This is a genomic window from Roseicella sp. DB1501 (genome assembly GCF_013112485.1).
Lineage (GTDB): Bacteria > Pseudomonadota > Alphaproteobacteria > Acetobacterales > Acetobacteraceae > Paracraurococcus.
Window position 1 is genome coordinate 160,556 of record NZ_JABFHG010000009.1, and the last position, 12,476, is coordinate 173,031.

A 12,476-nucleotide genomic window follows, 5' to 3' on the forward strand; every position below is an offset into this window, starting at 1 on the left:
TATCACGCGGCGCGCATCCGCCCGGCATTGCGCTCCAGCAGGATCGGCTTCACCCAGCGCCCGAAGCGCGTCGCCTCCTCGTCATGCAGGTAGCCGGAGAGGCAGAAGCTGTGGCAGCCGATATCGATGAAGCGCTGCAGCACGGCGGCGCATTGCGCCGGATCGCCGACCACCGCGACGCCCGCCCCCTGCCGCGCCCGCGCCAGCCCGGCCCAGAGATTGGGCGCGATCAGCCCCGCGCGTTCCTCGTCCCGCGTCTCGCGCAGCAGCGCCTGCACCCGCTGGTTGGCGACCGAATTCGCCACATTGGCCCGCACCGCGGCGCTGCGGTCCTCATCGACGCCGCGCACCAGCTCCGCCGCCGCCGCCCAGGCCTCGGCCTCCGTCTCGCGGCAGATGATCTGCAGCCGCATGCCGAAGCCGAGCGCCGCCTCCCGCCCGGCAGCGCGGGCCAGGGCGCGGATCTCGGCCATCTGCGCGGTGATCGCCTCCGGCCGGTCGCCCCAGAAGAGATGCACATCGGCATGCGCGGCCGAGATCTCCCAGGCCTGGCGCGAGCCGCCGCCGAGATAGAAGCGCGGATGCGGCCGCTGGAAAGGGGGAGGCTGCACTCGGGCGCCCCGGAGCGTGTGAAAGCGTCCCTCCCAGTCGAGCGGGCCGCCCGCGGTCCAGAGCGCCTTCAGGATGGCGACCTCCTCCGCCATCAGGGCGTAGCGCTCCTCCTTGCCGTAGCGGATGCCGTCGGCGGCGTTCTCCGCCTCGGACTGACCGGCGATGAGGTTCACCGCGATGCGGCCGCCGGTGAGCTGGTCGAAGGTGGTGACCATCTTCGCCAGCATCACCGGGTTGATGTAGCCCGGCCGCGCCGCGACCAGCATGCGGATGCTGGAGGAGCGGCCGGCCATGAAGGCGGTGGTGACCCAGGCCTCCCAGCAGGGGCCGGCGACCGGCACCAGCATGTATTCGAAGCCCGCTGCCTCGGCGGCGGCGACCACGCGGTCGAACATCGGCGTGCCGGGCGGCACGGTGGCGGCGCCCTCGCCGTAGCAGGTGGTGTCGCCGTTGCTCGGCAGGTACCAACCGAATTCGAGCGGGCGCATGCTTTCTCCCTCGGGCCTGTCGGGCGGCATCATGCCCGATGCCGCGGCGTGCCGGCAGCCGCTACCGCTCGGCCGCGATCAACGCCTTGAAGCGCCGCACCACCGCCGGCAAGCCCTCGAAGACGCTCTGGCCGATCAGGAAATGCCCAATGCTGACCTCGGAGACCTGCGGCATGCGGGCGATGGCACCCACCGTCTCATAGGTGAGGCCGTGCCCGGCATGGCAGTGCAGCCCGGCCGCCGCCGCCGCCGCCGCGCCGGCCTGCAGCCGCGCCAGGATCGGGCCGCGCGCCGCCGCGGGTGCATCGGCATAGGCGCCGGTATGCAGCTCGATCGCCTGGGCGCCGAGCCGCGCCGCCGCCTCGATCTGCCGCGGATCGGGCTCGATGAAGATCGAGACCTCGATCCCCGCGCCGGCCAGCCGCCGCACCGCCTCGGCCAGGGCCGGCCCGGCGCCGAGCACGTCGAGCCCGCCCTCGGTGGTCAGCTCCTGCCGCTTCTCCGGCACCAGGCAGCAGGCGGGCGGGCACAGCCGCGTGGCGATGCCGACCATCTCCCCGGTCGCCGCCATCTCGAGGTTCAGCCGCGTCTCGACCTCGGCGGCGACGCGTTCGAGGTCGCGGTCGCGGATATGCCGCCGGTCCTCGCGCAGATGCATGGTGATGCCGTCGGCGCCGGCCTCCATGGCGGTCCGCGCCGCCGCGACCGGGCAGGGGAACCCCCCGCCGCGCGCATTGCGCAGCGTGGCCACGTGGTCGATGTTGACGGAAAGGCGCATCGGCTGGCGTCCCGGATATGGCGGCGGCTCAGGTGGCGGCGCGGCGGTTGGCGGCGATCGCGGCGGCGAGGCGGATGGCGGCGATCAGGCTGCCCGGATCGGCGCGGCCGGTGCCGGCGATGTCGAGGGCGGTGCCATGGTCCGGGCTGGTGCGGACGATGGACAGGCCGAGCGTGACATTCACCCCGCCCGCCATATCGAGCGTCTTGATCGGGATCAGCGCCTGGTCGTGATAAAGGCCGAGCGCCACGTCGTAGCCCGGCCGCGCCTTGGCGGTGAACATGGTGTCGGGCGGGATGGGGCCGCGCGCATCGATGCCCTCGGCGCGCAGCGCGGCGACGGCCGGGGCGACGATGTCGCGGTCCTCGGTGCCGAGCGCGCCATCCTCCCCGGCATGCGGGTTGAGCCCGGCGATGGCGAGCCGCGGCGCGGCGATGCCGAAATCCTGCCGCAACCCGGCGGCCGTCAGCCGCGCCGTCTCGATGATGAGCTCGGGCGTGAGGCGGGCGATCGCCTGGCGCAGCGGCTCATGGATCGTCACCGGCACGACGCGCAGCTCCGGGCAGGCGAGCAGCATCACGGGCGGGATGCCGGTGCCGGCGATCTCGGCGAGGTATTCGGTATGGCCGGGATGCGCGAAGCCGGCGGCGTAGAGGGCGGATTTCTGGATCGGGTTGGTGACGATGCCGCCCGCCCGGCCGGCCCTGGCCAGCGCCACCGCCTCGTCGATGGCGGCGATCACGGCGGGCGCATTGGCGGGATCGATCCGGCCGGGCACCGCCGGCCGGGGCAGGGGCCGGTGCAGGACGGGCAGCGCCGCCTGGAAGGCGGCCAGGGCCTGCTCGGGCGCCTGGATGCGATGGATCGGCGCGCCCCGCAGCCGCGTCGCGTCGTCGATGAGGAAGAAGGCAGGCCCGCTTTCGCGCAGGGCCTGCCAGGCGGCGACGGCGATCTCGCCGCCGATGCCGGCGGGCTCGCCCATGGTGACTGCGAGGGGAAGCTGGCGCATCCCCGGGATGTAGGCCCGCTGGCGCCGAAGGCCAACGGCGCCGGCGTTGCCAGGGCGGTCGTCAGTTGGCCGCGAAGCAGTAGAGCAGCCCGGCGCCGCCGGTCGCCTTCAGCGCCTCCATGTTGCAGCCGCGCGAGGGATGCGAGGAATTCCAGGATTTCATCGGCGGCGAGTCGTTCAGCCCGATGCGGTCGCTATGGCCGAGCATGGCCGAGCCGGCATCGCCGCTGGTCCAGTTGCGGCAGGTGCGGTCCTCGCCGGCGGCGAAGGCGGCGCCGTCGGGCTGCGAGCCGGTGAGGATGTCGTGCATGTTGGGCGTGTCGCCGCGGCCGTTCACCACCGCGCCGCGCTCGGTCAGGGCGGTCTGCTTGGTCAGCTTCGGCGCCCCGTCGTGCAATTCCTGCAGGCTGTCCGCCACCACCTCGCCCTTGGCATTGCGCCAGGGGCCGCGGCCGATGCGGTCGCGGGCATTCACCGCCCCATCGCCCTGGGTGCTGAGATAGGCGTGCCAGCGATGGTTGCCGGCGCCGGCGGCCTGGGCGAGGGCCTGGCAATGCGCATCCGCGCCGGCCAGGCCGCCAAGGTCGCCGCCCTTGCCGGGATTGGCGCTGGTGATGAAGAAGCTCATCTGCGGGCTCGGCTGCTGCGCCAGAGCCGGAGCGGCCGGCATGGCGAGGGCAAGCGCCGCGGCGGCGAGCGTCAGGCGGGTCATGCGGTTCCTCCGATGGTGGTTCTTGTCCACGGAGCCTAGAGCAGATCCTGTTCGAGTGGAAACATTCGAACGGGAGAAGATGCTCTGAAAACAACAGGATAGAGCGTTTGCCGTGAACGCGGGTGAACGGAAAATGCTCTGGCGCGGATCGGGTCCCGGCCGGCCAGGGATTTGCGCCGGCGCAATCCGCCGCCGGCCGGCCCGGGCTAAGCAGGCTTGGCCACCGATCCGCCGAGGAGGCCCGATGCTTGCCGATTGCTTGCACGACCTGACCGCGCTCGGGCCCGGCGGCGTGCCGGCGCTGGTCGCGGCGCTGTTCCTCGCCGGCCTCGCGGGCGGGCTGACACATTGCGCGACCATGTGTGCGCCCTTCGTGCTGGCGCAGGCGGCGACCGGTCATGGCGCCGGGGGCGGCCGGCTGCGGCGGCTCGCCGGGGCGGCGCTGCTGCCTTACCAGGCGGGACGGATGCTCGGCTACGGCGCGCTCGGCGCGCTGGCGGGCGGCGCGGCCGGGCTGGCGACGCTGGCGAGCGGGATGCGCTGGCTCCTCGCCCTGCCGCTGGCCCTGGCGGCGCTGCTGATGCTGGCCCAGGCCCTGCCACGGCTGGGGCTGGCCCTGCCGCGGCTGGCCCTGCCGCGGCCGGGCTGGAGCGGGCCGGGTTGGAGCGTGCCGGGCTTGGCGTCATCCTGGCAGCGCCCGATCGGCTGGCTGCTGGCGGCGCCGCAGGGCTGGCGGGGCGTGCTGCTCGGCCTGCTGCTCTCGGCCCTGCCCTGCGGGATGCTCTATGGGGCGCTGGCGGCGGCGGCGGCGGCCGGCAGCGCCCTCGGCGGTGCCCTGGCGATGCTCGGCTTCGTGCTCGGCACCGTGCCGGCGCTTGCCGGCGTGGCGCTGCTCGGCCAGTTCTTCGGCCGGCGATGGGGCGCCGGCCTGCGACGCCTCGGCGGCGCGCTGTTCGCGCTCAATGGCTTGGTGCTGCTGGCGATGGCCGCACGCGCCCTCGCCTAAGGCGCGGTCAGGCCGTCCCGACCATCCCCTGCCCTGGGACGCTGTCTCTCGATTAACCGGAATTTAATAGAATGTCTCGTTTCGTGGGATCGTCTCATGGAGAGATCATTCTATGGCACGTTCGCTGCTCGTCTCGGGCACCCTGCCGGCAAGCCTGGTCGAGGGTAGCGGTCCGCTGGACTGGGCGGCCACCCTCTCGCTCGCCGGCGACCTCCAGGGACTGGTGGCGGTCGAGGTTACCGGGCCGGATGCGCTCGCCTTCAGCGCCAACCTGCTGCCGGGCTTCGATGCCGTGGCGATCGCGCCGGCCGCAGCGGTGGATTTCGAAGCGCTGCTCGCCGCCGGGCGCGACCCGGTCCTCAGCCTCGGCCTGCGCTTCACCTATGCCGACGGATCGGTCTTCGACGACCCGACATGGCGCAGCGTCGCCGTCCTCGATGCCGATGACGCGGCACCGACCGCGCTCGCCTTTGTCAGCGGCGGCCGGGTGACGGTCGGGGCCATCGGCGCCACGATCGGCACCCTGGCGGTCACCGATCCCGACAGCGCCGGGCCCTTCCACTTCTCCTTCCCCGAGGACGAGGCTTGGCGCTTCGAGGTGGTCGGCAACGAGCTGCGGCTGAAATCCGGCATCAGCCTCGGCCTCGACGACATGCCCAGGCGGCCGCTCATCATCGAGGTCTCGGACGGGCATCAATCCGCCGCCTTCATACTCGAGATCCGGGTGACCGATCCGGCGGCGCAGGGCACCGAGCTGCAATCGGGCGAGGTGCGCGCCGGCTTCGCCCATGCCACGGCGGAAACGGTGGTCGCCCTGCGGGAGAGCCGGGTGGTCATCGCGCTGGAGCAGCCGGTGGCCCATGAGCCGCACCTCACCTTGGAGACCGGCACCGAGGTCCGCCTGCCCGAGGTGAGCCGGGTGCGGTTCGTCGACGGCTTCCAGGATATCGGCACGGCCTCGCACGGTGTGCAGGCGGCCGCCCTCGTGCAGGCGGTTACCGGCCATGCCGCCGATGCGGCGTTGCTGGCGAGACTGGTGGCGCAGGCGGAGGCAGGGCAGCCCTGGGTGGAGATCGTGGCTGGGCTGGCGGGGTTCGCGACCCTGCCGACCGGGGATGCGGCGGCCCTGTCCACCCTCTATCAGAATGCCCTCGGCCGCGCGCCGGCGACGGCGGAACTCAGCGAGGAGCTGGCACGTCTCGGGGCCGGGGAAAACCGCGCCCAGCTCGTCGTCGATCTCGCCCTCGGCAGCGAGTCCCTGGCGCATCAGCCGGTGGGCGGCGTCTGGGTCGCCGATGGCCTCGGGGAGGATGCCGGCTGGCGGGCCGGAGGCGGCTTCGCCGGCGGCGCCTCGCCCGTGGTCGCGACCGGTGATTCGCCCTGGCTGCTGTAGCAGGCGTCAGCAGCGCAATGGAGCACCGGCGCACTAATTCATCGAAATTTCGGAATGAAATAAGTTTAAGAATAGGTAATGTGATTCTTCAGCATAACCGACAGGGAAACAAGCATGTTGCCTGTTCAATATTGACAATGGACTAACCGGATTACAAGGAAGGCCGGCAGCCTTGCTGTCTGAGGTCCTGGGGTCACGGGGAACTAGCGATGGATCTGTCGCTTCGCACAGACGAAATTCAACCATCGCTCCAAAGATTTGCCTCCGACACGCCACCCTCCCTCTCGGTCGTTGTCCCGCTCTACAACGAGGAGGAGGTGATCGAGGTTTTCCACCACCGGCTTGCCGCGGTGATGGATGCGGCCGGCTGGACCTGGGAAGTGGTCTATGTCGATGACGGTTCGCGCGACGGCAGCGCCGCAGCTCTCCGCGCGCTGCAGCAGCGCGCCCCGAATGCCGCCGTGGTCCGCCTGTCCCGCAATTTCGGCAAGGAGGCCGCGATGACGGCCGGGCTGGACCATGCGCAGGCCACCGAGGCGGTCATCGTCATCGATATCGACCTGCAGGACCCGCCGGAGGTGATCCCGGATCTCCTCGCCGGATGGCAGCGCGGCTTCGACGTCGTCTATGCCCAGCGCCGGTCCCGGGCGGGCGAAGGCTGGCTGAAGAAGGCCACCGCGCACGCCTTCTACCGCGTCATGGCCCGGATCGGCGGCCCCGTGCAGCTGCCGGCCGATGTCGGCGATTTCCGGCTGATGAGCCGCCGCGCCGTCGACGCGCTGCTGCGGCTGCGGGAGCGGCACCGCTTCATGAAAGGGCTCTTCGCCTGGGTCGGCTTCCCCTCGCTCGCCGTGCCCTACGACCGCGCGGCGCGGGCGGCCGGCCGGACCAAGTGGAATTACGCCCGGCTGCTCGATCTCTCCATCGAGGGCATCACCTCCTTCACCACCGTGCCGCTGCGCATCGCCACCTGGCTCGGCCTCGGCACGGCGCTCGTCGCCCTGATCTATGGCGTGCGGGTGGTGCTCATGGCCCTGCTCTATGGCGACCCGGTGCCGGGCTATCCGAGCCTGATGACGGTGGTGCTGCTTCTCGGCAGCGTGCAGCTCATGACGCTCGGCGTCATCGGCGAGTATCTCGGCCGCATCTTTAACGAGACCAAGCAGCGGCCGCTCTACGTCGTCAGCGAGCATGCGCCGAGCGCCCAGGCGGAACTGCCGGACGCGCTGCTGTAATTTATCTCCACACAACCGCGCCGCGGCTTTGCAGAGGGCCCAGGGAGGCCCGTTCGCCCAAGATCCGTCACAGCCCGCCGCGGCGAAGCCGCGATAGGGCAATGGGGCACGCCGGTTACGCTAGGCGCTGTAATGCCAACGGACCGGCCAGGGATCTGGTCCGGCCGTATCGCCTTCAACCAAGCGCCTGCCGCGACGGTCGCGGCCTCGCGCCGAGGGCCAGGGCGGCGCCGGCGGTGATGCCGAAGCCGACCAGCAGGCGGATCCAGAACAAGGTGGTGATCCACCCCTCATCGATCTCGAACCGCCCGGCCTGGTCGAAGGGGCCGAAGACGAGCGCCTCGCCGCAATGCCCGGCCGGCAGCACCGGTTTGCCGTCGAAGCGGTACTGGACGAAGCGCAGCGGTCCGCGCGGCATGGCGAGGAAAGGCTGCCCGGTCGCGACGCCGCCGCGCGCCGCGGCATAGCCGACAGGCTGCGCCGCTGCCTCGCCCTCGGGCCGGCAGGCCTCGGGCAGCGAGGCGTAGTTCGGATAGAATTCGGAGAAGCCGAAGCCCAGGTGGTAGGCCGGGGTGTTGTATTTCGGATATTCGGTGCGATAGGCGCTGTCCGGCGCGAAGGCCAGAACGAGCGCCATCTTGTGGCCGCCGAGCACGGCGACCATCACCACGAGATTCGCCGCCGTCGCGCAGCAAAGAAGCCGAAAGGGCCAGCGTGGCGCGTCGCGCGCGCCGAGCAGCAGCACCCCGAAGCCGAGCAGCGCCGCGAGCGACATCATCCGCCAGATGAACTGCCCACGCTCGAGGAAGGGCAGGCGCATCGTCAGCGGGCGCAGGATCTCGAGCTGCATCGCCACGGAGACGAGGAAGGCGATGGCCAGCAGCACCCCGCGCCAGCCGATCGCGCGCCGGTGCCGCACCGCCTGCACCAGGAGGCAGAGCAGGGCGAGGAAGATCCACGGGCCGAGATTGTGGTGATCGACGGGGCTGAGCATCCCGCGCCAGGAGAAGAAGGAGTCGCGGAACTGGAAGGGCGTGGCCGCGGCGCCGCCGATTGCCCTCTCCCACAGCGCCTGCGGCGCCCAGAAGGGGGAGGAGAGCGCCAGCGCGCCGAGGGTGGGCAGGATGCCGCGCCGGATCAGCGCCAGCGGCGGCCTCTCCGACAGGCAGAGGCCGAGCAGGATGGTGGCGAGGAAGGCCTGCGGGAAGACGATCGGATGGCTCGCCATCTGGGCGGCCAGGACGAAAGCGAGGCGCCAGCCGGCACCCTCGCGCAGCACGAGCCGCACCGCCCAGGGCACCAGGCAGAGCACCGCGATCTCGGCGAAGGCCGAGCGCACGGCCCAGATCCCGGCGATATAGGCGCAGCCGAGGAACAGGCCGGCGGCGAGGAAGGCCGGCTCGAGCGGCGCCTGCCCGTCCGCGGCGCGGACCCGGTCCATGGTCAACCGGTGGATGCCGAGGGCGAAGAGGCAGAAATAGGCCGCCAGGGCGAGACGATAGGCGAAGACCGCCGGCAGCCCCGCCAGGTCGAGCAGGATCGGCAGGATGTAGGGCAGCGGGCTGTAGAAGACGAAGACCGGCAGCGCCTCGCCCGAGACCGGATCGACGAGCATCAGGCTCGGCATGCCCTCGCGCAGCTGCGCGGCGAAGGAGGCGACGCGATGGATATGGATCTGCGTGTCCTCCAGCCCGCCGAGCAGCAGGCAGAAGGCGAGGACGATCCCGGCGATGCAGGCGAAGGCGGCGACCGCGCGCCCGCGCAGGCTGCGCTCGCAGGCCAGCAGCACGAGCAGGCCCATGACGCCGAGCAGGATCGCCAGGGAGGCGATGCGGCTCGCATCGGAGGCGTGCTCGAGCCAGCCGTCGCGAGGGCCGAAGACATTCGCGTAAACGCGTTGAAGGGTGCCGAAGGGATCTCCCAGCGCGTGCATCATCCTCGTCCTTGCGGGAGCCGTCCCGACCACCGTCTCGGGCTGTGCCATACACCGATCCGTGGCAGGCCGCATCCCGGGCCAGGGAATGCCATGGCGCTCAGGCGGTGATGCCGGGCCTCGACGCCACGTCGCGATAGGCGTGCCAGCTGGCATGGCCGATCAGCGGGAAGACCAGCACCAGGCCGAGATAGAACGGCACCAGGGCGAGGCCGGTGAAGACCACGATCAGCGCGGCCCAGAGCAGCATCGCCCGCCAGTTCGCCAGCACTGCCCGGAGGCTGAGCGCGACCGCCTCCAGCGCCGAGATCTCGCGGTCCACCAGCATCGGCACGGAGACTGCCGCCGCCGCGAAACTTGCCGCGGCGAGGATGCAGCCGAAGCCGGTGCCGATGACGAGGAAGGGCAGGAGCTGCTCCGAGCGCAGCAGGCCGAGCGGCAGGGCCTGCATCGCCGGCACGCCGTGCTGGCCGAAGAACAGCATGAAGAGCAGGCCGGCGACGCGCACCCAGAACAGGTGGATCAGCAGCAGCACCAGGCCGAGCAGGCCGAGCTGCGAGCCGTTGCGGCGGAAGGGCGCCAGGATGTCGGCGCGGCCTGGCCGCCGCCCCGCCTCGCGCAGCCGGCTCGCCTCGTACAGCCCGGCGGCGAGCAGCGGCCCGACCAGGAAGAAGCCGGCGCTGGCCGGCAGGATGGCCCAGAGCGTCCCCGTCTCGAAGAGCAGCAACGAGAGCAGCCAGCCGGCGAGGCAGACGGCACCGCCATAGGCAAGGCTGAGCGAGGGGAGGGCCAGCAGGTCCTGCCAGCCGGCGGCAAGCCAGCGCCAGGGGGCGTCGGTCGCGACCTGCCGGATGGGCGGAGCGGCGAGCGGCAGAGTCTCGGTGGTCACGGGCGTCCTTCCAGGCCAGGGGCCAGGCCAAGCGGCAAGATATATCAACCCTACCGGCTTCCCCGTGGCGGCGACTTGATCTCCATCAAGGACCGGATGCGGCAAAGGCGCGATGTGGCCCCTGCGTGCGGCCCGATGGAGCGATTCCACCCGCCCGCTCTAGGGGAGATCCGCTTCATGGCCGTCGCGGCCCATGCCGATCCCGTCGCCGGCGATGCGCCGGCGCGGGACTTCACCATCATCGAGGCGCCGCTCCGCGCCTTTGCCATCGCCACGATCTTCTGGGGCGTGGTCGGCTTCCTCATGGGGGTGGTCATCGCCTCCCAGCTCGCCTGGCCGCTGCTCAACCTCGATCTCGAATGGACCACCTTCGGCCGGCTGCGCCCGGTGCATACCTCGGCGGTCATCTTCGCCTTCGGCGGCAACGCGCTGATCTGCACCTCGCTCTACGTCGTGCAGCGGACCTGCCGGGCGCGGCTGTTCGGCGGCGAGGACATGGGCTGGTTCCTGTTCTGGGGCTACCAGTTCTTCATCGTCGCCGCCGCGCTCGGCTATGTGCTCGGCGTCACCCAGTCGAAGGAATATGCCGAGCCGGAGTGGTATGTGGACCTCTGGCTGACGGTGGTCTGGGTCGCGTATCTGGTGGCCTTCGGCGGCACCATCCTGCGCCGGCAGGAGCCGCATATCTACGTGGCGAACTGGTTCTACCTCGCCTTCATCATCACCATCGCCATGCTGCACGTCGTCAACAACCTGGCGCTGCCGGTCGGCGGCGGCACGGGCCAGTCCTACGTCGTCTGGACCGGCGTGCAGGATGCGATGATCCAGTGGTGGTACGGCCACAACGCGGTGGGCTTCTTCCTGACCGCCGGCTTCCTCGGCATGATGTACTACTTCATCCCGAAGCAGGCGGACCGGCCGGTCTATTCCTACCGGCTGTCGATCATCCATTTCTGGTCGCTGATCTTCCTCTACATCTGGGCCGGCCCGCACCACCTGCACTACACGGCGCTGCCGGACTGGACGCAGACCCTCGGCATGGTCTTCTCGATCATGCTCTGGATGCCCTCCTGGGGCGGCATGATCAACGGGCTGATGACCCTCTCGGGCGCCTGGGACAAGCTGCGCACCAACCCGGCGCTGCGCTTCTCGGTCACCGCCGTCGGCTTCTACGCCATGGCGACCTTCGAGGGGCCGGTGATGTCGATCAAGGCGGTGAACAGCCTGTCGCACTACACCGACTGGACCATCGGCCACGTGCATTCCGGCGCGCTCGGCTGGAACGGCTTCATCACCTTCGGCGCCATGTACTACCTGTTCCCCAAGCTGTGGAAGAAGGCTGGGCTGTACAGCGAGCGGCTCGTCGCCTGGCATTTCTGGCTCGCGACCCTTGGCATCGTCCTCTACATCACCTCCATGTGGGTCAGCGGCATCATGCAGGGGCTGATGTGGCGCGCCTATGACGAGCTCGGCTTCCTGCAATACAGCTTCGTCGAGACGGTCGCGGCGATGCATCCCTACTACGCGATCCGCATGCTGGGCGGCCTGCTCTATCTCTCCGGCGCGCTGATCATGGCCTGGAACCTGTGGATGACAGTGCGCTCGGAGGCGCTGGCCGAGGCCGCGCCGCGGCCGGCCTTCGCGCCCGTGGCCGCCGAGTGAAGGAGAGCCGATCCATGTTCCGCTTCCTCCGCGACCACGGCGTCATCGAGCGCAACCTGATCCTGATGGGCGTGCTGACGCTCATCACCGTCTCGATCGGCGGGCTGGTGCAGATCGTGCCGCTCTTCACCATCGAGACGACGATCGAGCGGGTGGAGGGCGTCCGCCCCTACACGCCGCTCGAGCTCGCCGGCCGCGACATCTACGTGCGCGAGGGCTGCTATGTCTGCCACAGCCAGATGGTGCGGCCCTTCCGCGACGAGGCCGAGCGCTACGGCCCCTACAGCCTCGCCGCCGAGAGCATGTACGACCATCCCTTCCAATGGGGCTCGAAGCGCACCGGACCGGACCTGGCGCGGCTCGGCGGCAAGTATTCGGACGACTGGCACGCGGCGCATCTGCGCAGCCCGCGCGCCGTGGTGCCGGAGAGCGTGATGCCGCCCTATGCCTTCCTCGACCGGCCGCTCGATACCGGCCCGATCGTGGCGAAGCTGAAGGCGCAGCGGGCGCTCGGCACCTCCTATACGGAGGAGATGATCGCCAATGCCCGCGCCGACCTCGAGGCGCAGGCTTCCGCCGATGCGGATGGCAGCGGCTTCGCGGCGCGCTACGCCCGCGCCCGCCAGGGCGTCTTCGACGGCAATCCGCGCGAGGTGACGGAGATGGACGCGCTGGTCGCCTATCTGCAGATGCTGGGCACGCTGGTGCAGTTCCGCGACGTCACGCCCGACCAGGTTCGGCAGCAATAGGGAGGACGGC

At 70.7% G+C, this 12,476-nt stretch carries 11 protein-coding genes; 5 read left to right on the forward strand and 6 right to left on the reverse strand.

What is annotated here, in order from left to right; all coding sequences use genetic code 11:
* Positions 1-2 precede the first annotated feature (2 nt).
* The 4 genes from HJG45_RS18370 to HJG45_RS18385 all read right to left on the reverse strand — a co-directional run bounded on the left by HJG45_RS18370 (position 3) and on the right by HJG45_RS18385 (position 3,599).
* Positions 3-1,100 (reverse strand): LLM class flavin-dependent oxidoreductase, encoded by a 1,098-nt coding sequence (locus HJG45_RS18370; RefSeq protein WP_171613664.1) that lies wholly within the window; start codon positions 1,098-1,100, stop codon positions 3-5.
* Positions 1,101-1,161: 61 nt separating this feature from the next.
* Complete coding sequence (locus tag HJG45_RS18375; protein WP_171613666.1) at positions 1,162-1,878, reverse strand: pyridoxine 5'-phosphate synthase; 717 nt, start codon at positions 1,876-1,878, stop codon at positions 1,162-1,164.
* A 28-nt stretch (positions 1,879-1,906) separates the two neighbouring features.
* Positions 1,907-2,887, reverse strand: a complete 981-nt coding sequence (gene pdxA, locus HJG45_RS18380) for a 4-hydroxythreonine-4-phosphate dehydrogenase PdxA (protein WP_171613668.1) — start codon at positions 2,885-2,887, stop codon at positions 1,907-1,909.
* A 61-nt stretch (positions 2,888-2,948) separates the two neighbouring features.
* Positions 2,949-3,599 carry a lectin gene (locus HJG45_RS18385; RefSeq protein WP_171613670.1) on the reverse strand — a complete coding sequence of 217 codons (651 nt, stop codon included), beginning with the start codon at positions 3,597-3,599 and terminating at the stop codon, positions 2,949-2,951.
* Between the two features lie 244 nt (positions 3,600-3,843).
* Between HJG45_RS18385 and HJG45_RS18390 the strand changes: the two genes are divergently transcribed.
* From HJG45_RS18390 to HJG45_RS18400, 3 genes are all read left to right on the forward strand, one after another.
* The gene (locus tag HJG45_RS18390; protein WP_171613672.1) at positions 3,844-4,605 is read left to right on the forward strand and encodes a sulfite exporter TauE/SafE family protein; all 762 of its coding nucleotides are present in this window, start codon (positions 3,844-3,846) and stop codon (positions 4,603-4,605) included.
* Between the two features lie 112 nt (positions 4,606-4,717).
* The gene (locus tag HJG45_RS18395) at positions 4,718-5,998 is read left to right on the forward strand and encodes a hypothetical protein (RefSeq protein WP_171613674.1); all 1,281 of its coding nucleotides are present in this window, start codon (positions 4,718-4,720) and stop codon (positions 5,996-5,998) included.
* A 209-nt stretch (positions 5,999-6,207) separates the two neighbouring features.
* The gene (locus HJG45_RS18400; protein ID WP_171613676.1) at positions 6,208-7,233 is read left to right on the forward strand and encodes a glycosyltransferase family 2 protein; all 1,026 of its coding nucleotides are present in this window, start codon (positions 6,208-6,210) and stop codon (positions 7,231-7,233) included.
* A 175-nt stretch (positions 7,234-7,408) separates the two neighbouring features.
* Here the strand turns inward: HJG45_RS18400 and HJG45_RS18405 are convergent, their stop codons facing one another.
* Positions 7,409-9,166 carry a hypothetical protein gene (locus HJG45_RS18405; protein WP_171613678.1) on the reverse strand — a complete coding sequence of 586 codons (1,758 nt, stop codon included), beginning with the start codon at positions 9,164-9,166 and terminating at the stop codon, positions 7,409-7,411.
* A 100-nt stretch (positions 9,167-9,266) separates the two neighbouring features.
* Entirely contained in the window at positions 9,267-10,055 is a 789-nt protein-coding gene (locus HJG45_RS18410; protein ID WP_171613680.1) for a DUF2189 domain-containing protein, read from the reverse strand.
* Between the two features lie 177 nt (positions 10,056-10,232).
* On the opposite strand from HJG45_RS18410, the gene ccoN reads away from it, so the two are divergent.
* Both ccoN and ccoO read left to right on the forward strand, forming a co-directional pair.
* Positions 10,233-11,717 carry a cytochrome-c oxidase, cbb3-type subunit I gene (ccoN, locus tag HJG45_RS18415; protein WP_171613682.1) on the forward strand — a complete coding sequence of 495 codons (1,485 nt, stop codon included), beginning with the start codon at positions 10,233-10,235 and terminating at the stop codon, positions 11,715-11,717.
* A gap of 14 nt (positions 11,718-11,731) precedes the next feature.
* On the forward strand, positions 11,732-12,466 hold the full coding sequence (ccoO, locus tag HJG45_RS18420; RefSeq protein ID WP_171613684.1) for a cytochrome-c oxidase, cbb3-type subunit II: 735 nt from the start codon (positions 11,732-11,734) through the stop codon (positions 12,464-12,466).
* Positions 12,467-12,476: the final 10 nt, after the last annotated feature.

Excerpts from the sequence above, each read along its gene's own strand:
- HJG45_RS18370 (WP_171613664.1), bottom strand. The coding sequence starts at position 1,100 with ATGCGCCCGCTCGAATTCGGTTGGTACCTGCCGAGCAACGGCGACACC.
- HJG45_RS18375 (WP_171613666.1), bottom strand. The coding sequence starts at position 1,878 with ATGCGCCTTTCCGTCAACATCGACCACGTGGCCACGCTGCGCAATGCG.
- pdxA (WP_171613668.1), bottom strand. The coding sequence starts at position 2,887 with ATGCGCCAGCTTCCCCTCGCAGTCACCATGGGCGAGCCCGCCGGCATC.
- HJG45_RS18385 (WP_171613670.1), bottom strand. The coding sequence starts at position 3,599 with ATGACCCGCCTGACGCTCGCCGCCGCGGCGCTTGCCCTCGCCATGCCG.
- HJG45_RS18390 (WP_171613672.1), top strand. The coding sequence starts at position 3,844 with ATGCTTGCCGATTGCTTGCACGACCTGACCGCGCTCGGGCCCGGCGGC.
- HJG45_RS18395 (WP_171613674.1), top strand. The coding sequence starts at position 4,718 with ATGGCACGTTCGCTGCTCGTCTCGGGCACCCTGCCGGCAAGCCTGGTC.
- HJG45_RS18400 (WP_171613676.1), top strand. The coding sequence starts at position 6,208 with ATGGATCTGTCGCTTCGCACAGACGAAATTCAACCATCGCTCCAAAGA.
- HJG45_RS18405 (WP_171613678.1), bottom strand. The coding sequence starts at position 9,166 with ATGCACGCGCTGGGAGATCCCTTCGGCACCCTTCAACGCGTTTACGCG.
- ccoN (WP_171613682.1), top strand. The coding sequence starts at position 10,233 with ATGGCCGTCGCGGCCCATGCCGATCCCGTCGCCGGCGATGCGCCGGCG.
- ccoO (WP_171613684.1), top strand. The coding sequence starts at position 11,732 with ATGTTCCGCTTCCTCCGCGACCACGGCGTCATCGAGCGCAACCTGATC.